The sequence below is a fragment of the Gluconobacter albidus genome, assembly GCF_002723915.1.
GTDB lineage: Bacteria > Pseudomonadota > Alphaproteobacteria > Acetobacterales > Acetobacteraceae > Gluconobacter > Gluconobacter albidus.
Window position 1 is genome coordinate 1 of the sequence record NZ_BEWL01000004.1, and the last position, 20,768, is coordinate 20,768.

13 protein-coding genes are annotated in these 20,768 nt (G+C 61.7%); 5 read left to right on the top strand and 8 right to left on the bottom strand.

Features of this window, described 5'->3' with window-relative positions:
• From GAL01_RS06550 to GAL01_RS06565, 4 genes are all read left to right on the top strand, one after another.
• Positions 1-1,611: S9 family peptidase (locus tag GAL01_RS06550; RefSeq protein ID WP_099253163.1), on the top strand; the 1,611-nt coding region annotated here is incomplete at its 5' end.
• Between the two features lie 206 nt (positions 1,612-1,817).
• Positions 1,818-4,706: a TonB-dependent receptor plug domain-containing protein gene (locus GAL01_RS06555; protein WP_082790767.1), complete on the top strand. Its 2,889-nt coding sequence runs from the start codon at positions 1,818-1,820 to the stop codon at positions 4,704-4,706.
• A gap of 111 nt (positions 4,707-4,817) precedes the next feature.
• Positions 4,818-6,323: a D-alanyl-D-alanine carboxypeptidase/D-alanyl-D-alanine endopeptidase gene (dacB, locus tag GAL01_RS06560; protein ID WP_169926409.1), complete on the top strand. Its 1,506-nt coding sequence runs from the start codon at positions 4,818-4,820 to the stop codon at positions 6,321-6,323.
• Positions 6,324-6,361: 38 nt separating this feature from the next.
• On the top strand, positions 6,362-7,660 hold the full coding sequence (locus GAL01_RS06565; RefSeq protein WP_099253165.1) for an exo-beta-N-acetylmuramidase NamZ family protein: 1,299 nt from the start codon (positions 6,362-6,364) through the stop codon (positions 7,658-7,660).
• 33 nt (positions 7,661-7,693) lie between these two features.
• On the opposite strand, the gene gluP is transcribed toward GAL01_RS06565, so the two are convergent.
• Together gluP and GAL01_RS06575 are read right to left on the bottom strand one after the other, a co-directional pair.
• Positions 7,694-8,983 (bottom strand): glucose/galactose MFS transporter, encoded by a 1,290-nt coding sequence (gluP, locus tag GAL01_RS06570; RefSeq protein WP_062031612.1) that lies wholly within the window; start codon positions 8,981-8,983, stop codon positions 7,694-7,696.
• A complete protein-coding gene (locus GAL01_RS06575) occupies positions 8,980-9,966 on the bottom strand; it encodes an N-acetylglucosamine kinase (protein ID WP_062031798.1) in 987 nt (328 codons plus the stop codon). Before GAL01_RS06575 ends, gluP begins: the two co-directional genes overlap by 4 nt.
• Before the next feature lie 358 nt (positions 9,967-10,324).
• On the opposite strand from GAL01_RS06575, the gene GAL01_RS06580 reads away from it, so the two are divergent.
• Positions 10,325-12,478, top strand: coding sequence for a TonB-dependent receptor (locus GAL01_RS06580; protein ID WP_231865395.1), 2,154 nt, complete (start codon positions 10,325-10,327; stop codon positions 12,476-12,478).
• Positions 12,479-12,498: 20 nt separating this feature from the next.
• Here the strand turns inward: GAL01_RS06580 and GAL01_RS06585 are convergent, their stop codons facing one another.
• The 6 genes from GAL01_RS06585 to GAL01_RS06610 all read right to left on the bottom strand — a co-directional run bounded on the left by GAL01_RS06585 (position 12,499) and on the right by GAL01_RS06610 (position 20,612).
• Positions 12,499-13,722 (bottom strand): DUF1501 domain-containing protein, encoded by a 1,224-nt coding sequence (locus GAL01_RS06585; protein WP_062031619.1) that lies wholly within the window; start codon positions 13,720-13,722, stop codon positions 12,499-12,501.
• A gap of 3 nt (positions 13,723-13,725) precedes the next feature.
• Complete coding sequence (locus tag GAL01_RS06590) at positions 13,726-15,033, bottom strand: DUF1800 domain-containing protein (RefSeq protein ID WP_082790768.1); 1,308 nt, start codon at positions 15,031-15,033, stop codon at positions 13,726-13,728.
• A gap of 97 nt (positions 15,034-15,130) precedes the next feature.
• Positions 15,131-16,345, bottom strand: coding sequence for a glutathionylspermidine synthase family protein (locus GAL01_RS06595; protein WP_062031623.1), 1,215 nt, complete (start codon positions 16,343-16,345; stop codon positions 15,131-15,133).
• A 9-nt stretch (positions 16,346-16,354) separates the two neighbouring features.
• Positions 16,355-16,648: a hypothetical protein gene (locus GAL01_RS06600; RefSeq protein WP_062031627.1), complete on the bottom strand. Its 294-nt coding sequence runs from the start codon at positions 16,646-16,648 to the stop codon at positions 16,355-16,357.
• Positions 16,649-16,711: 63 nt separating this feature from the next.
• Positions 16,712-19,291 carry a TonB-dependent receptor plug domain-containing protein gene (locus GAL01_RS06605; protein ID WP_062031630.1) on the bottom strand — a complete coding sequence of 860 codons (2,580 nt, stop codon included), beginning with the start codon at positions 19,289-19,291 and terminating at the stop codon, positions 16,712-16,714.
• Between the two features lie 97 nt (positions 19,292-19,388).
• On the bottom strand, positions 19,389-20,612 hold the full coding sequence (locus GAL01_RS06610) for an ArgE/DapE family deacylase (protein ID WP_231865396.1): 1,224 nt from the start codon (positions 20,610-20,612) through the stop codon (positions 19,389-19,391).
• Between the last annotated feature and the right edge of the window lie 156 nt (positions 20,613-20,768).

Genomic DNA, 20,768 nt, shown 5'->3' on the forward strand with positions numbered 1-20,768 from the left:
GGTGCCCTTCTGGTTGGACAGCCGGGCCAGACGCCGCGTGTGGTCATGACCACGCCGGGCGAGATCACCGCCCTGCACTGGTCTCCGGACAGCCGCCGTCTCGCGCTCGAAATCGACCGTGGCTCCCACAGCCTGATCGCGCTCTGGGACGTCAGAAACAGCAGCGCCGCACCCATGTTCCTGCCCGCCGCACTGGGCCACGACCAGAACGCGACCTTCTCGCCAGACGGCCGTGCCATTGCCTTCGTCCGGGCCTATCACCCCCTGATGACGGCCGAACGCGGCAAGGGACATTTCTGGTCCCTTCAGGTCTATGACACCGCCTCCGGCGCGGAGCACACGCTCTGGACCGTACCGGAAGGCACGGGAAACCGCTTCTGGGCGCCCGAAGGCATGGACCTGACATGGACCCGCAGCGGGCAGCTCCTGTTCCCCTGGGAAGGCAGCGGCTGGCTGCGCCTCTGCGCCCTCAGCGTCACCGCCTCTGGCTCTGGCTCTGGCTCTGGCTCTGGCGCAACACCACGCTGCCTGACGTCGGATCAGGCCGAAATCGCATCCTATCGTCTGTCAGCGGATGAAACACGCCTGCTCTACACCGCCAATATCGGCGATCCGGATCACTGGCGCGCCTGGTCCCAGCCCCTTGATAACAGCCAGCCCGTAGCCCTCAGCGCACCCAACGAACAGGTTATGGACCTCACACTGGCGGGACCGGCCATCGCCATGATGGCCACAGGCACAGACCAGCCCGCCCACCCGGTCGTGCTCCAGAACACTGTCCGGCACCTCCCCGTAACCCCCGCCGCCCCGAACGGCTTCACATTCACGCCCCCTCAGGTCGTCCATTTCCGCAGCGAGGACGGCCGCGACATTCACGGACAACTGTTCCTGCCGCCCGCCGGAACACCCGGCCCGCATCCCGCGCTGGTCTTCGTGCATGGCGGCCCCCGCCGCCAGATGCTCCCGGCCTTCAATCCGATGGGCTATTATTCCAATGCCTATGCCATGAACCAGTTTCTGGCATCGCGCGGATATGTCGTGCTGGCCGTCAATTACCGCAGCGGCACCGGCTACGGCGTAGACTTCCGGACCGCCCCCGGAATCGGCCGTGCAGGTGCGAGCGAATACAAAGACGTTCACGCAGCCGGACTGTTCCTGCGCAGCCGCTCCGATGTGGTCCCCGGCAAGATCGGCATCTGGGGCGGAAGCTGGGGCGGCTATCTGACCGCCCTCGCCCTGGCCCGCAACAGCGACCTGTTCGTAGCCGGTGCAGATTTCCACGGCGTCCATGACATGACGGAGCCAGATCATTCCGGCCTTTCCCCCGAAGAAAAACAACGGGAAAAGGACAGCGAGTGGCGCTCCTCCCCGATCGCCGACATCGCCCACTGGCGCTCACCCGTCCTGCTGATCCACGGCGATGACGACTTCAACGTCGAATTCGAACAGTCCGTCCTTCTGGTCCGCATGCTCGTGGAACGGAACATTCCGTTTGAAGATCACGTCTTCCCCGGTGAACGCCACGCCTTCCTGCGAACACAGGACTGGTTGCAGGCCTATCTGTGGACGCTGCATTTCCTTGACGCAAAGCTGGACGTCCAGCCTCACTGACCTTCCTGCCGGATGGGGCCTCGGAACCACCCCATGCCCCTCATCCGGGAAATGTTGCCCTCATGAAACGTTAGGGGATGGCGCGCACATAACTTCGGGTTATATGGCGCGCGCAGTTTCGAAATCGACGCATGCATGACAGACATGCATATTAATTCGAAACCGAAACATCACCGCCCACCGGCGCTTATCGAGGGAACAAGGGTATGACGGCCAGACTGCCCCTGAAGTCTTATTTCCTGTCCTTTGCGGCCCTGTCATCGGGCGCAGCATTCCTGATGCCGCAGCAGGCCTGCGCAGCCGCAACAGTGACAGATCCCGCCCATTCCAAGGCGGCATCTTCCCAGTCTTCGAAGCCTGCTGCAAGTCACAAAAAGACACAGAAGCAGACCGACTCCAACCGGGAAGTCATTACTGTTACGGGCAGTCACATCGCGAACTCGCACATCAAGTCCCCGACCCCCATAAGCTCCCTCAACCAGCAGGAAATCCTGAACCAGGCGCCGAGCAATAACCTCGCCGATCTGATCAACCAGATGCCGCAGTTCGCAGGCAGCCAGACGCCCCAGAACTCCGCCTACTCCCTCAGTGACGGCACAGCCGGCATCAACGCGCTCAACCTGCGCAATCTCGGCCCCGTCCGCTCCCTCGTGCTGATGGATGGCCGCCGGATCACGCCTTCCGCCATCACCGGCATCGTCGACATCAACACAATCCCCCAGCAGCTCGTCAAACGCGTGGACGTCGTGACGGGCGGTGCGTCCGCGCAGTACGGCTCCGATGCCGTCGCAGGTGTCACGAACTTCGTGCTCGACAAAACCTATACGGGCCTGAAAGTCAGCGCGGATTCCGGCATTTCGGACTATGGCGACGGTGAGAACGAACACGCCGCCATCGCCGGTGGCTTCGGCTTCGCTCACGGAAAAGGCCATGTCCTGCTCAGCGGCGACATCGCCCATCAGGACGGCATTTTCCACGTCTCCCGCAGCTGGAACGTGAACGGCAGCCGCATCGTCGCCAATCCCGACTATGTCGCAGGAAACGGCCAGCCCTATTACCTCCGCGTCAGCAATGCAGGCACCAACAACGTCATGCCCGGCGGCATCATCAACGCCTCCACGGGCGGCGTGGCCAACTCCCTGCGCGGGATCTATTTCGGCCCCGGCGGCAGCGTCAATCATTACAACTACGGCTCGTTCTCAACGTCCAGTGTCTCGGTCGGCGGCGACCAGAACCTCGCCAACAACAACAAGAACATCGGCCTGGAGCCCCAGAGCGACCGCAAAAATCTCTTCGGACGCCTGAGCTATGACGTCGCGCCCTGGATGACCCTGTATGCGGAAGGCGCCTATAACGAGAGCGAATACGTCTACAATTCAGGCCCCCAGTATATCAGCTCGGTGTCCCTGAAAGGGACCAACCCCTATCTTGTCGATGCGCTCGGCGCAGCAGCCCTTCAGAACGTCTCAAACGTCACCGTCGGCACGACCGCCCTCGACATGCCCTATCGCCGGACCGACAACCTGCGCAACGTCCAGCGTTACACCTTCGGCGGCGAAGGCAATTTCGAGATGTTCGGCAAACGCGCCTCATGGAGCGCCTATGGCCAGTATGGCGTCACCCATACGCACGAGCAGATCTATAACGTCATGAACACGGCAAAAATCGCCAATGCGACCGACGCCGTGCGCAACTCCGCCGGACAGATCGTCTGCCGCTCGTCCCTGACCAATCCGGGCAATGGCTGCTCCCCGATCGACTGGCTGGGAACGGGCGTCATGTCTTCCTCATCCATCGGATACGTCCTCGACGCCCCGTGGCGCGACCAGCGGTTCCAGGAAATCGTCTCGGGCGTGAACCTCTCAACAATCCCGTTCGCAACATGGGCAGGCGACGTGAACGTGGCCGTCGGCGGCGAATATCGTGACGAACGCTCTTCAGGATATGTCCCGACCGAATACCAGTCGGGCTGGTCCGTCGGCAATTACCGCCCGACATTCGGCCATTACAACGTCAAGGAAGCCTATTTCGAAACGGCGGTTCCGCTGGCGAAGGGCCTGTCCTTCAACGGCGCCGTCCGCGGCACGGACTACTCGACCTCCGGCTATGTCACGACATGGAAAATCGGCGGCACCTGGCAGCCGGTCCGGGACGTGCTGTTCCGCGCCACGCAGTCGCATGACATCCGCGCGCCCAACATCAACGAACTCTACAACGCCGGAACGTCCCAGACGACAAGCGTGCTTAATCCGGCAACGGGCCTGACGAACACCGTTCTTGCCACCACAACCGGCAACACCAGACTGCGCCCCGAGACGGCCAATACGACCGTCGTCGGCGCTGTCATCACGCCGCGATACGTGCCCGGTATGGCCATCTCGGTCGACTGGTTCCACACCAAGATCAAGAACGCGATCCAGCAGTTCTATCCGCAGTCCATCATCAATGAATGTTACTCGGGCTACACCACGTTCTGCTCGGCCATCCGCCCCGACCCGACGGGCACGCGCGATCTCCTGATCAACGCCTCACCCTTCAACTTCGCCAAGCTCGAAACCAGCGGCATCGACATCGACGCCTCCTACACCTTCCCGCTCCGCCGCCTGCTGCGCGACGCCGACGGCAAGATCACCATCCATGGTCAGGCCACGAACTACCTGAAATATGTCTCGGACTCCGGCGTGGGCTATACGGTCGACACATCGGGCGACATCTCTTCCGGCCCGCCGCGCTGGATCTACCGTTTCTCTGCCACCTACAGCACGGCCCGCTACAGCCTCACGGCCATCGCCCATGGCATCAGCGCAGGCAACTATTCCAACAGCTACATCCAGTGCTCCGGAACATGCCCGGCGTATAACGCCAACTATCCCACGATCAACAACAACCGCGTCACGGGCATTTTCTACTTCGACATGAACGCGACCTACAATCTGCCGGTCGAGAAAATCGGCAAGATGCAGCTCTTCCTGACCGTCACCAACCTCGCAAATACATCCCCGATCCTGCTGCCGGAAGGCGGGCTCGAAGCCGACGAAACCTACAGCAACCTGCTGGGCCGGGCCTATCGCGGCGGTATCCGCATGGAGTTCTGAGCCAGCCTTTCCGCACCTGACCTGCCTACGAGGCTGCCTGTCTCCCCGACACAGGCAGCCTCATGTCTTTTCAGCTTCCAATCCCACTCAGCCAGGGCCTTCATGCATCAGATGTCCAGTTATCTTCCGCAGCGTTTGCCCCGGCTCTTCCACAAGCTGCTCTCCCGCACCGCCGCCGGACTGCCCGTCCTCCTGAGCGCCTGCGCCGTCCAGAGCACCCCGCCCCCGCTCGGCCAGCATGCCCTTGCGAAGCAACTCTCTCCCATCCTGCAACCCTCGCAGGATCAGGGCGTCCGATGGGGCATCGTCATTGCCACCCGGGACGGAAAAATCCTGTTCTCCCGCAACGCCAGCGGACGCTTCATCCCGGCCTCGAACACCAAACTGTTCACAACAGCCGCCGCCATGGCCGAGCTTGCAGAACTGGACCACGCGGCAGCCGCACACCCCACAACGCTCCTGCTCGCCCGCCGCCAACACGGAGCACCGGACCTCATCCTGCGCGGCTCGGGCGATGCCGTCCTGTCCGATGACGCTGCCTGCAAAACCGACTGCCTGAAAACACTGGCAGATGCCGTCTCCGCGAAGGGCCTCAGACATATCCACGCCATCATCGCCGATGACCGGCTTTTCGCCGACGAACGCTGGGGCGACGGATGGAGCTGGAACAACCTCCCAACCCAGTGGGGCACCGCCGTCTCGGCCTTGACGCTGAACGACAACACCGCCGAACTGACCGTCCAGCCCGGAACCCATCCCGGCGACCACCCAACCGCCCACTGGTCAGCACCTGAAGAAGGACTGTCCCTGCTCAATCAGGCCCTGACGGTCCCGGACGGCAAACCCGGACTGAGCCTTGAAAAGAGGCCCGGCGACAACCGCGTCGTTCTGACAGGAACACTCCCGCTCACCGCCCCCGTCCAGACACTGAAAATCGGTCTGGACGACCCGGCCCTCTCAACCGCCCGTCACTTCAGATCCCTGCTGCGCGACGCAGGCATCCGGGTGCAGACGGTGCAGGTCCGACACCGTCTGACGAAAACCACCTCTGATACGCCCACACCAGACGCAAGCATCCTCGCCACCCTGCCCGCCCCGGATCTGAAAGACGACATCCGTCACCTGCTCAAAGTCAGCCAGAACCTCCATGCCGAACTCATTCTGCGCCGTCTGGCGCTCGTGCACGGAAACGGTTCAGTCGAGGACGGCCTCGCGGAACGCAGCACGGTTCTGACTGCTCTGGGCCTGTCTGCCGCAGGCATCGCGCTTTACGACGGCTCGGGAATGTCTCCCTACAACCGCGTCACACCCCGGAGTGTCATCCAGCTTCTCCGTCTCGCGGACCAACAGCCCTGGGGCAAAGACTGGCGCGACGACCTTCCTCTCGCAGCACAGGATGGAACGCTGGCGCACCGCTTCATCGGCACCCCCGTCGCCGATCATCTGCACGCAAAAACCGGCACCCTCGCCGCCACGCATTCCCTGTCCGGCTATCTTCGAACCACGCGCGGCCAGACGCTCCTGATCGCCATCTTCGCAAACGACATCCCGGACGACCTGCCGCATCCGACCAGAATCATGGATGATCTCGTCACCGCCGTCGCCAAAGCCGAATAGTGCAAGTCGCGTAACAAATTCCCGGGATCCCGTCTCACATGCCCCACTCTCCTTCCGCGCCTCCTGCCCGGAAAACGTCCCTCGGCCGCCGCACCTTCATGGGCCTGTGCGCGGGAACTGCAGCCACATCATGGGCAACCGCTTCGGGACTGGGCACCGGATGTCTCTCTCCAGCCAAAGTCCGAACCGGCTACGACGTCCTCGAAGCCGATGGTTATCAGGCCCTTAAAGGCCGGAAACTGGGCCTGATCGCCAACCCCACAAGCGTGGACCCTCATCTGCGCCACATCGCAGACCGTCTGCACGCCGCCCCGGGCGTCAACCTGAAAGCCATTTTCGGACCGGAACACGGATTTCGCGGATCGGCACAGGCGGGTCATGCCGAAACGAAAAGCATCGACCCCCGCACCGGCATCCCCGTCTATGACATGTACACGCTCTCCGGCCCGAAGCTGGATGCGCTTCTGAAATCTGCGGATATCGACCTTCTCGTCTTCGACATTCAGGATATCGGCGCCCGGTTCTACACCTATATCTGGTCCATGTTCGACGCCCTCGCCGCCTGCGCCCGCTGCGGCATCGCGTTCATGGTGATGGACAGACCCAACCCCATCACGGGCCTGCATCCCAGCGGCCCCAGCCTCGACCCGGCCTTTTCTTCATTCGTGGGCAGGGTTCCGCTTCTTCTGCGACACGGCATGACCGTGGGCGAACTCGCACGCCTGTTCAACAGCCAGTTCGTGCCCCAACAGGCAGGACGTCCCGCCCAACTCAGCGTCATTCCCATGAGCGGCTGGCGGCGGGACCTGTATCTGGACGAAACCGATCTCGTCTGGGTGCCCCCAAGCCCCAACATGCCCGACATAACCACAGCCCTCGCCTATCCGGGGACCTGCCTGTTCGAAGGCACAACCCTCTCGGTCGGCCGCGGGACGGCATCGCCCTTCCTCACACTCGGCGCGCCCGATCTGGACGCGACCCGCTGGGTAGACAGCCTCAACGACGCCGCCCTGCCGGGATGCATGTTTCGCGAAGACTGGTTCACACCTACAGCGGACGTCGCGAAAGGCCAGCTATGCCACGGGCTTCAGCTCGCCATCACGGACCGAAAATCCTTCGATCCATTGCTGACAGGCATAACCCTGCTTCAAAGCGTCCTGAAAATATCGGACCGCCCGATCTGGAGAAAATCCGGCGCAACCTTCGACATCCTCGCCGGCAGCAACACCCTGCGCCAGCAGCTTTCCCGGAACGTGTCAGTCACCGAGATCATGGCAGGCTGGAAACCGGATGAAGCAGCCTTCACCCGGCAACGCCGCCCCTTCCTGCTCTACTGACGCCACGCCTCCCCCAACGGTCTTCACGACGCCTTATCGCCCCTGATCCAGTGGCAGAAGCCCGGTCCGCCCATACCGCCGGGCATATAGCAGCAGCGCCAGATAAGACGGCAGAACCAGCAGGGCGAACATGCCCTGAAAGCCGACGAACGGCTTGAGAAGGACATAAATCTGCGGAATGATCGCCCCGCCACTATACGCCATGACCAGCAGTGCGGATGCGAGCGGCGTCCACGCCCCCGCACCCCGGATGGCGATCGGGAAAATCGAGGGCATCAGCATGGCATTGGCCGCCCCCAGCAGCGCCACGCACAGAACCGAAACATATCCCTGCGTCAGAAACGCCGCGACCGTCAGCCCACCTCCCAGCAGACAGGCCAGTTCCATGAGCCGCTCCTGCGTCACGAGCCGCGGCACGACCAGAAACCCGAGAATATATCCCCCCAGCATTCCGGCCAGCGTCAGGGACGTGAAAAAGCGTGTCTGGCTCAGCGGCAGGCCAAAACCCTGCCCATAGGTCCCAATGGCGTCCCCGGCCATGACCTCCACGCCGACATACAAAAACATCACGATAATCCCGAACACCAGATGCGGCCGGAAAATACGCCGGCTCCCCTCCAGAGGTCCCGGCAGGGCTGGCGCCTGCAAATCCGGAAGCGGGCAGAGCGCCACGCCGATGGCCGTCAGCAGCAGAACAACCGCCATCGTCATGTAAGGCGCGTAAATCGCATGCACGAATCCCGACAGAAGCGCGTTGCGCGCCACAGGGTCCGTCGTCTCCTGCGCCCGCTGGGACAGCGTCCCAATATCGCCCATCACCACGGTCGCCAGAACGATCGGGGCCAGAATTCCCGCGCATTTGTTGCACACCCCCATGATGGCGATGCGCTGCGACGCCCGCTCGGACGGCCCCAGCAGACTGACCAGCGGGTTGATGACCACCTGCATCAGGGACAGCCCCGCCCCCATCACCAGCAACCCGGTCAGGGCCCCCCCATAAAGACGCATGGCAATGAACTGCCCGAACAGCGCCACGCCCGCCGCACACAACACGAGCGAAACAGCCAGCCCCCTGCGCAGACCCAGCTTCCGCGCCAGAAAAGACGCAGGCAGGGAAAACAGGAAATACGAAAAATAGAACACCATCGGCACGAGAAAGGCGCTCGTATCGCTCAGATCGAACGCCACGCGCACGAACGAAATCAGCGGACCGTTCATCCAGGTTACAAAACCCATGATGAAGAAAATGGCCGCCGCCACACCCAGCGGCGCCAGTCCATAATCCCCGGTCAGCCCCCTGCCGGACTGGACAGGAGCCGTCACGACGTCAGCCCCGCATCACGCAGTGCAACGGACACGCGCTCAATCCACGCATCATCCACGTCCCACCCGGCCAGACGCGCGGCACTGAGCAGCCCACCTCCGACAGGCGGAAGACGCGGCGATACAGGCGCACCATGCCGAACGGCGACGCCTTCCCCCAGAAACCGGCTCTGGAACGTTCCTCCGGCATAACTCCAGGGCAGCGATGTTTCGGGAAAATGGCGCTGGGCCGCCTCGATATGAGCACAGAGGTGACCCGCTGCCTCACGCATCAGGCGTCGGGCCGGTTCCAGCCCGTCCTCGGCCAGATCCGAAACAATCCGCGCCAGAGCCGCAACACTGGCCCTCGGATGACGCAGCGTCCCATACCATTCCAGAAGCGCTGTCCCACACGCCTCTTTTTCAGTCGGAAGCCCCATTGCGGTTGCAAACGGCGCGAAAAACGCATGATCCGCCTGATTGCGTCCATCCAGAAGCGCCGTCAGCAGCGCCAGCGCCTGACGCCCGATCCAGAACCCACTGCCCTCGTCCCCGAACAGGCCACCCCATCCACCAATCTTGACCTGACCGCCCCGGCCATCCGTAGCCCAGGCCACCGACCCCGTACCCGACAGGACCAGAACCCCGGCCGCGCCCGCGAAAGCCCCGGTACAGGCCATCTCCACATCGCTGCAGATGCTGAAGGGCCCTGCAAAGGCGCTCCCCACAACCTCCATCTGTTCACGCCCCAGAACCCGCGTCTCTTCATACCCCGCAAGCCCCAGAGACAGCGCCGCCGTAGTGGAGGGGAGCTGCCCCAGCAAAGACTGCAACACTTCCTGCCAGTCGGTCTGGTCAAACGGATTGGACCCTTTCCCCCGGAGCACAGGCCCCAGCGATCCGTCCCTGCCCAGAACCGCCAGAAGCGTCTTTGTTCCCCCCCCGTCTATGGCGGCGATGCAGGGCTGATGATGAGGCTGTAGGACCGGAGAAGAGACTGTCATGTTTTGACGCTTCGCTTGAGACAACAGAGGCAGAAAGAAAGACAGGCGAGCATGGCGGACGAATGATCGCATATCCAGCATCGTAATGATTTTTACCGCTTTTCAGGCCGCCCTGACAGAGGCTTTTCAGTTCCAGCCTCTCCCGATCCTTCGATTAGTCCTCTGACAGACCCTATGCTGATTGATATAGTATATTGCATATCATAACGCTGATGCTTTAAGTCTGACGCTGCCCCCTGATTCCGGGTGGCTGAACCCCACGCCGCAGGCCGCCCGCATGCATTCCAGCAAATATAGCAAATACTATAACATGATCAGCTTACTATCGCACCGAAAATGCTTCCGGACCTGCGGATGGATGGCCCTCAGCCTGACCCTCATCGGAACAGGCTTCGCAAACGACACCCCATCCAGACATAAACCCCGGACTGTCAAAAAAGCCGATCCCGCGAAAAAAGCCGCCCCTTCCGAACACATCAGCGTCGTCGGGCATCTCAACAGCGAACGCGCCCGCATTTTCCCCGGTCTCGGCGCCGTGGACTACACCATCGACCAGCGCCAGATCACCACCACCCCTGGCGGCCAGAACGCGGCTTTCAGCCAGATCCTCCTCCGCGTCCCCGGCGTGGTTCTCGACAGCTATGGCGAGGTCCATGTCCGCGGCGAACATGGCGGCCTAACCTATCGCGTCAACGGCGTGCTGCTGCCGGAAGGGCTGAACGGTTTCGGACAGGAACTCGACACGCGCATCATCCAGTCCGTGGACCTGCTGACGGGCACACTCCCCGCCCAGTTCGGCTTCCGCACTGCCGGCGTGGTGGACGTCACGACCAAGACCGGAGACAGCCTCAAGCACAACCAGGTCTCGCTATATGGCGGCAGCTACAACACGTTCGTCCCGTCCGTGCAGTTTGGCGGCCAGCATGGAAAACTGGACTATTTCACCACCCTGTCCTTTACCCGCAACAATATCGGCATCGAAAACCCGAGCAACACGTTCCGCGCCATCCATGACGTGACCGAACAGGAGAAAGCCTTCGCGTATCTGTCCTACCATCTCGACGACGCAAGCCGGATCACGCTGCTGACGAGCGCCTCCTACGCGGATTTTGAAATTCCCAACTCGTTCAAGACATTCGATACGACCAGCCCGGACTACACGACCCTGTACAACGTCGCAGGCGTCAATCCGCATGACCCGTCCATGAACTGGGCCAATCTGAACGACAGCCAGACCGAACAGAACTACTACGCCGTGCTGTCTTACCAGCGCACGACCGAAAAACTGAACCTTCAGGTCTCACCCTATTTCCGCTACGGCCGGATCGACTACACCCCGGACCGTGACCGCGACCTGATCTATCAGGGCGTCTCCGAACATGAAGTCAACGACTTCACGACTGGCGGCATGCAGGCGGACCTGTCCTACGATATCGCCCCCCATCACACCCTGCGGGCCGGTCTGCTGGGGCAGTACACGTCCGAACGTCTGGATACCGATACGCTGGCCTTCCCCGTGGACGAGGCCGGGAACCAGACGTCCGACATCGCCAAACGCATGATCGACAATACCGGCAACTGGTCCGTCGAAGCGGGTGCCTATATTCAGGACGAGTACAAAATCACCCATAACCTGACCTTCAATTACGGCATCCGTTACGACCGCTTCGCCTCGTCCTTCGACAATGAAGGACAACTCAGCCCACGCGCGAACATGGTCTGGAAACCCAGCCGCACCACGACGCTGCATCTCGGCTATTCGCGCTATTTCGCCCCGCCTTCCCCGCAATATGTCTACCCGTCCACACTCGCGCGCTTTGCAGGCACCACCAACGCGGCCGCGAACACGATCAACAGCGCCACAAAAGTCGAGAAATCGAATTACGTCGATGGCGGTATCCTCCAGCGCATCACACCCGAATTCCAGATCACGCTCGACGCCTACGCCAAATGGGCGCATGACCTCACCGATCTCGGACAGTTCGGCCGCGCGGTCATCCTCGCCCCCTTCAGCTACAAACGCGGCCGCGTCTATGGCGCGGAATTCGGCAGCTCCTGGCGCCACGGCCCCTGGTCGCTGTTCGGCAATTTTTCTTACGTCAAAACCTCGGCCCGCGACATCAATTCGGCGCAGTACCAGTTCGATCTGGCGGAACTCGCCTATATCCGCAACCACGCAATCCAGCTCGACCATCAGGGCGAATTCACCGCCACCGCAGGCGCATCCTGGACCACGAAACACGACATGGCCTATGTCGATTTCGTCTATGGCTACGGCCTGCGCAGCGGCTTCGCCAATCTGGAAAAAGAGCCGGAATACGACGTCTTCAACATCGGCTACCAGCACACCTTCACGAAGGTCCCGGTCGGGCATGACATCAAAATCCGCGCGGACGTCATGAACCTGTTCGACAAACGCTACCAGCTCCGCAACGGCAGCGGCGTCGGCATCTATCAGGCCCAGTACGGCCAGCGGCGCGGCACGTTTTTCTCAGTCGTCTCGGAGTTCTGAACGGATGCAAGAACCCGGTCTCACACCGGAACAACCAGCCCCCGCGCAGGCTCCACAGCCGTGCCCGGAAAGACTGTCCCAACCGCATGCTGCGGCAGATGCAGATGATCGCACAGCACCCCCGCCACGACCGACCGCAGATCGGTCGTCGGCGCAAGGTCGCGGTTCTCGAACAACTGCCCGGATCGCAGACCGGGCCAGGTTCCCCCGACCTTCCCGCCCGCAACCGCACCACCCGCCAGAAACGCGACCGTCCCCGTCCCGTGATCCGTCCCGCCCGTACCATTGATCCGCACGGTCCGCCCGAATTCCGTCAAAGCCAGAACCACGGTGCGGTTCCACCTCTCGCCCAGCCCCTGACGCAGCGCCCCGATCCCGCGGTCAAGCTGCGCCAGCGGTCCGCCCAGCCGCCCGAGCTGCCCGGCATGCGTGTCCCACCCCCCGATTTCCAGCGCCGCTACACGCGGACCATGCGCCGTCGCCAGCATCTCTCCCGCTGCCGTGGAAAGCTGCGTAAACGCGTCGATTTTTCGCGGCTTGCCCGCAGCATCCACGCCCGGCGCACCCGCCATGCCCCCTTCCGTCATGGCCGCATCCGAAAATCCCCGCGCTTTCAGAGCATTCCGCAACGCCGGTCCCGTCACAGGGTCGGACGCATTCAGCGCCAGAATCTGGCCATACAGATCCGCATCCGGGTGCTGGCTCCCCGCAGGCGCATAGCTCCCAACGCGCGCCGAACCGCGCAGCAGAAGCGGAACCGTCAGCCCCATCGCCAGCCCATACCCATCTGGCCGGTTCGCCTTGCCCTGAAGTACGGAAACAGCCCGGTTCAGCCATCCGCTCCCCAGACGCTCATCCGCTCCGCTCTCCAGATAATCCTGCGCCTCGAAATGCGACCGGCTGCGATAATGCCCCGCAACGGCATGGATCGGCAGCATCTGCCCCTGACCATACAGCCCATGCAGCGTCACGAGAGACGGATGCAGCCCGTAAAACCCACCCAGATCGAGCAGTCCGCCCTCCTGCCCCGGCTCGGGCAGAACCAGCGCACGACGATACGACGCCAGATCCGGGTCTCCATATGGCGTCACAGCCGACAATCCGTCGAGCGCGCCCCGAAGCAGGATCACCACCAGACGCGGATCATCCGGCCCACCGGAAGAGCCCGCAAAAGCAAGGGAAGAACGCCCGAGCGTCCAGGCAGACGTCAGACCCAGCAGGGCGGTACGACGGGAAATCATCATGGTTCAGCGCCTCTGGAATTCAGGGGAGGAAAACAGCAGGGCCAGCGCATCCTGACGCGACCCGGCATGATGCATGGCCGTGCGGGTCTGCGGCCGCAGGGCCGGACCAAGGGCAATATCGGCAACATCCATCGGATCGCCGGTTCGGACATGCGCCGCCACGCGCCAGGCCCAGTCCGTCCGCGCCAGCATGTCCGCAGGCGCGGACCAGTCCGCCGCATCGTCGCTCCAGCCATTGGGCAGCGGCGCGGTCCACAGCGGCTGCCCGAGCGATGCAAAACCCGAAACCAGCTGATGTGCCGGAGAATGCGGATCGCCCGGCTGGCTGGGCGCGCCCCCCACGGACAACGCCCTCAGAACCGCCGTGGCATAATCCATGGGGGAGCGGAACTTGCCCCCGCCCAAAGCCGGTTCCGGCAATGCCCCCAGAGCCAGAGACGCCGCCCGCAGATCCCCGCCACTGGCCTGCAAAACACCCTCGACATGCCGCACGGAGGCTGGCGCTGGCGTATCCGAAACGAAATGCCGGACCATCTGTGTCGCGATATGACGGTAGGTCGCCGGATGCGTGCCCAGAAACTGCAACGCCTGCACGCCGCCGTCCTCGCCTTCGGGGAAGGCCTGTCCCATAAGCGTTTTCACACCCGGCTCATGCGCCTTTTCGCGGAACACAAACCCCGGTTCGTCGGCTTTCAGATCCACGCCCCATCCCGTCAGGATCGCGGCAAAGGACGTCACATCCGCCTGACTGTAACCGGAAGCAGGCGAGACGGTATGCAACTCCAGACATTCGCGGGCCAGATTTTCGTTCAGTCCGCGATGGCTTTTGCGCCCCGCCGCGCTGTCCGGCCCGATGGAGGACGCGTTGTCCAGATACATCAGCATCGCCGGATGCCGCATGACCGCCAGCAGCATGTCCGAAAACCGCCCCGTCACATGCGGCCGGATCGCCTCGCGCATATAGGCGCCCACAACGGCACGTGTACTGCCCTGCCGCAGACTGACCGTGAAATGATTGAACCAGAACCAGACGAGTCGCTCCCGGAACGGCTGCTCCGTCAGCAACAGCGTGTCCATCTGCGTCGCGACTTCGGCCTGAAAGATCGGTTTGACCAGCGGATCGCCCTGCATCCTGGCCTTCCGCTGCTCCCGCAACGCAACCAGCCCGTCCGCACACGGCCCCACACCCGCAAACACGGCCCTGTCCGGCCCGGTCAACTGACCCGCCAGCCAGTCCTGAACGGACAGACCGGAACTGGAGCCATCCCGCTGGCCCCACCCAAACCTGTTGATTGCGCTGACTGATCGCATGGCATCCTCGCGAAACGGGGCGATAACGGGAGTCGACACCCTACAGAACGCTGGGCCGTCCATGTGGCGAAAGATGGGCCGTAACATGTGAAGTTTTTTAGAAACGCTTCTCCAGCACCACGCGCCATCGCGCCAGCCTGCCCGGCGCGTCGCGCACCAGATGCGGCACGATGGGCGATGTATGGCGCACGATCGGGTCCGCACTCTCCCGCATCGTCAGACCCGCAAACCGCTCCCCCACGATCCACGCCCCGACCGATGCCGTCACCCCGTCGATCCGGTGATCCGCAAATTCCTGAAAAATTTTCGGATATGCCCCATATGTCCCGCCCTCGGCACAGACCGTCCGCCCCCCGGCAATAATGCGCACATTCTCCCCGCCGCGGGCATGGATCGGTTTTTCAACGTAAGGCGCCCCGGCCTTCCCCCCACGCCTGCGACGCAGGTCTTCGGGCGCATATCCCGCCGCCAGCAGGTTGGGATGCCCCGGATACCGCCGCCATAATGCGGGCAAAAGCGCCTTGTTCGACAAAAGCGCCGTCCAGGGCGGATTGAGAAACGTACAACCACACTCCCGCAGATGCCGCGCTCCGGAATCGCGGAACATCAACTCCCACGGATACATGCGGATTATACTGCGAACGATCCGCCCCCGATGCAGAAGCTGACCATCCGTCGTCACCTCCAGATCCCGCAATTCACAGTGAATCGCCTCCAAGCCCGCCTGCTCGGCCCACTCCCGGTAATAAACGGCATGCGTGGTGTCTTCGAGATTGTCGGGATAGGGCACGATATGCACCGTGTGCCCTATCCGCCCCGCACGCCTCAGTGCGGCCAGACGCTCCACCAGAGCGCGCACGTCCAGAGGCGCATGGTCATGAGAGCCGCCACACTGCTGGTGCCAGAGTTCCTGCATCCGCGTGCTTTCCGGCAGTGTCGCAGGCGTATCGGCATTATATTCAATCAGACGAGGCTGCCCCCCACACCAGGCCAGATCAAACCGCCCGATCAGAAACGGGTCCCCGCGCCTCCAGGACTCCCGCACCACATCCTGCATGGCAGCCGGAATATGAAACGCGTCCAGTCCCTCAGGCCGCCGGACGGCCTCGTCCACAACCTCCAGACAGAGCCGATGCAGCGTTTCGGCCACGTTCCGAACACGCGCCACCGCCTGCGCATCGAACTCGTAACGCACGTCCTCACGCCATGCGAAACTTCCATCCGTATTGCGATAATAATGATAACCGAGCCGATCGGCCTGACGCTGCCAGTCCGGTCTCGCACAGGATGTCAGGCGGCGGATCTGCCCCACGGACCGACCCTATTCGCCCCCGCCCGCATGTCCGCCCGCACTTTCCCCAAACCCGGCATGCCCTGCCGATTCCGCCTCGCTGTCGCCATGCGAAGCACGACTGTCACGGGATCTGGACCGGGGTACATAAACGAAATGCCCCGAAGAACTGTCCTGTTCCGGGCAGTTCTGGGGCCGCTTGTCGGACGCTGCCGCACACGGGTCCTGTGCGGCCTGGGGATGTCGCATCGTCAGGCCAAGAACGCCCAGCCCGACAACCAGAGCACTCGCCCCCACACCCCACGCAATACCGTTTTTCATCATTCATCTGCAGATATGTTTGCCTGATACCGACCGTAACACATCCACAGACGAAGATAAGAGCCCTCAGAGCGTGAAGTTCACACGCCCGTAATAATATCCACCCGTCATCGGCACCTGAGACGAGAACGTATCGTAAGGATTGCCGCCAAGCTGGTTCAGCTCACCCGGCAGCTTGCGCGGACGGATATTGAAGATGTTGTTCGCCCCCACCGCCAGATGCCAACGCGAATTCACCCGATACCCGATCTCCAGATCCGTCAGCCAGCGCGGAGAATTTTTAAACTGCGCAAAACAGCTGCTGGACTGCTGAAGCTGCTTGCCATCAATTGGACAGATCGCCGCCGTAGGCGTCCAGTCCTGATACGTCATCATACCTGTCGTTTCGCCATAACGGGTCTGGCGCAGGTTCACGTCCCATTTCCCGATTGTCCAGAACGCATTCAGAATGATCTTGCTGCGCGGATAGGCGGTCGTGAGGTAAGCAATATTCTGCGCGTTCAGCAGCGGCGACCCGGTGGAGGACATGCCGTTATGCGTCAGACGCGTCCTGTTCAGGTCCAGCGCCATCGACAGGTTCAGGTTGCCGAAGCGATGCATGCGGACCATGTAATCCGCCTTGATATCCAGACCCTGCGTGCGTGTGCTGGCGCCGTTCGTAAAATAATAGGTCTGCACCGCATTTTCCGAAAGCTGCGTCAGAGCCGGAAGCGAAACGCCCATGCCTTCAAGTGCTGCAATTGCAGCCGGTCCCGTTACGTTGCCACCCTGCACGACGCGATCGCGGATATTGATCTGATAGACATCGGCCTCAACATGGAAACCATCTACCGGCTCAAGAACGATGCCACCTGTTGCACTGGTCGAACGTTCGGGCTTGAGGGGAGACGCCCCTGTCGCACGCGCTTCGGAAGACGAAACCGGCAACAGCCCCAGCACCGATGTCGGCCCGACATTGATGGCACTGTAATGCTGCTCGGCCATCGTCGGCGCGCGGAAGCCATTGCTGATCGTCGCCCGCAGGCCAATGCGCCTGGTGATGTCGTAACGCGTGGAGACCTTGCCGTTCTCGGTGTTGCCGACATCCGTGTAGTGTTCGAAACGGCCGGCGAAATCGAGGTTCCAGTTCTTCAGAAGGTGGAAGTCGCCATCCAGATAGGCCGCCCAGACATCACGGTCCCACTTGCCGGCGTCCTGCGGTGTCAGACCCGCCAGGGCCGAGGTGCCACCATATTCGTAAGATGCGGGTTCGCCCGCCAGAATGGTGTACTGTTCCAGACGATGTTCGCCACCGAAGGCCACGGTGACGGGGACCACATTGGCAATCTTGAAGTTCCGGCGCAGATCAAGATTGTTCGTCCACTGTGCTAGCCGGAAATTGGACGTCCGCACGGTCGTCGGTGTGTAGCCCGTGGCAGCGTACATGTTCGGATTGGTGGTGTTCTGGTTGGAGATCTTGTCCAGATCCTCACCCCAGGTGCTGCTCAGATCCCAATCAAAGCCCAGAAGATGGCCGCCTTTTAGACCCAGCGTTGCGGCATAATCATTCTCGTCGATCGTCTCCAACGGCGAATAGCCATATGGAAACAGCTCCGGATTGCTGGCGCTGGCGCCCGACGGGACGCGGTAGTTCTCATACGCTTCCGCATGACGGTGTGCATATGTGATCTGACCGTAAAACTGGATGTTCTCGGTCAGGTTCTTGCCGAAATCAATCCCAAGATTCTCACGCGTTTCTTCGGGCGTGCTCATGATCTTGTTGGAGTTCTTGGGTACTTTGACAGACCCGGTATATAGCTCGTTCGCAGCCCCTGCCGGAACATAACCCGCCAGACGGTTATCAACCGTGTTGGTTACGAAATGGTCCGTATGGTAAACCTGTGCCGATATATGCGCATACCCGTCATTACCGAGCTTAAGACCGCCATCGGCGTTGAGCTGGTACTGCCAGCCATCGCCGTTATAGGCGTTCGCCCCCGTCTGGGCGCTCATGTTCAGCCCGTGATCCTGCTTCTTGGTGATGATATTCACCACACCGGCAATCGCATCCGAGCCGTACATCGCAGCCGCGCCGTCTTCGAGCACCTCGATATGGTCGATCATGTTGGACGGGATCATGTTCAGATCCACGGGCGTCGCACCAAAATTCGGCCCCGCATCGGCATTGATGTTGGCTGTGGTGTGCCGACGCTTGCCATCCAGCAGAACCAGCACCTGGTTCGGATTGAGGCCGCGCATCCGGATGAAGGACGTGAGTGCACCGGCGTCATTGCCCATCGTGCTCATGTTGATGGAGGGATACGTCTTGGTCAGCGCATCGGCGAGATTCATCATGCCTGAGCGACGTAGCGTCGCACCGGACAGAACCGTGATCGGGCTGGTGCTCTGACGGGCGTGACGGTTGGACGCATGCGTTCCGGTGACAATTACGCCTTCTTCGCTCCCGGCGATGACATCCGCAGGCCGATGCTTCGCGGCAGACTGCGTGCGCGTCTTCGGAGGTACCGTTTTGGACGGCGTTTTGTGAACGGAAGCCTTCGTCGCCCCCGCCCCCGGTACGGCCTTCTCCGAGGCTGCAAAAACCGATCCACCACAGACGCTGACGGAGAGGAACGTAGAGTAAAGCGCAAGTTTCCTGATGTTCATAATCGGCTCCATCGCCCTGGCGCAGCACAGGGATATCAGTCAGAAACAGTCGGATCGCATAACGGAATTATGCGGGATTTTTATTCCTTGTTCGGAACTACTCGAATTCGGAACGTAAGAGACGGGAGAGTGCCATTGCGACAACCTTCGTCGCACGACGCATATCTTCCAGAACCACATGCTCGTTCGCACGATGGCCATTGGCATCCTGAAGGCGACGCGGACCGGCCCCATACAGAACGGTCGGATAGCCCGCATTGCTGTAAATTCTGGCATCCGTGAACAACGGCATGCCCTTGACGGCAATCCGCTCCCCGAACACCGCTTCGGCAGCGTCCTGCAAGGCTCCGATCAAAGGGGCCTGCCCCTCATCCGGAACCAGTGGCAGCGCCAGAAGATGCTGCGTTACGACGCAACTCACGCCCGGCACATCTACCGCATTCAGAATAAGCTGCCGCAGCTCCGCCTCGACTTCGGCCGCTTTTTCGTCCGGTAAAATCCGGCGCTCAAGCCGAAACGTCGCCTGTTCGGGCACGACGTTGGCCGCAACACCGCCGTTGATCGTTCCGATCACGAGCGTCGGCGATTCAATACCCGGGATGGAACAGACCGTCTTCGCCAGCCTGTCCCGGTAAGCGTACAGAGCCGTCATCACACGGCACGCCGCCTCGATGGCGTCGGCGCCCGTTTCGGGCCATGCGGAATGCGCGGCCTTGCCCGTGAAAGCCACATCAAGCTGAAGACTGCCATTATGGGCAATCATCACATCATAGGTGAAACCGGCACTGATGACGTAATCGGGGGTGCTGAGCCCTTCCGAGAGCAGCCAGCCCGGCCCGACATGACCACCGATTTCCTCGTCATAGGTCAGATGAAGCTCGACCGTGCCGGACAGGTCAGAACCGGCTTCCTTCAGCGCGCGCAGGGCAAAGGCATAGGTTGCAAAGTCGGACTTCGAAACCGCGGCACCGCGTCCATAAAGTTTGCCATCTTCAATGACGCCGCCATAAGGATCATGCATCCAGCCCTCGCCAGGGGGCACGACGTCCCCATGCGCATTGAGCGCAATGACGGGGCCGCTACCATTTCCGAAACGCTCCCGGATGATCAGGTTCGTCGCACTCTGCATGCCGTGCCGTTGCACGAAGTCCTGCGGAACCGGATGGCATTCAACTTCAAAACCGAGCGCCCGCAGTCTGTCGGCGGAAAAACGGGCGTGAGGCGCGCAGTCACCGGGAGGATTGTCCGACGGGACGCCGACGAGTTCCTGAAGGAACGGCACCTGACACAGATCGAAGTCCCGGTCGACGACATGACCCAAACATTCGCTCGCCGTTTTCTCGCAACAGGAAGTCTTTTCCAGCACAGCGCCTTCTCCTACCGGATCGTCTTACCGTCCTCAGTTCATATTCTCTTTGTATACGAACTGAATTCGATCCTGAAGCGGAATGTTGCCTATCGCGGAAAATATTTTCCC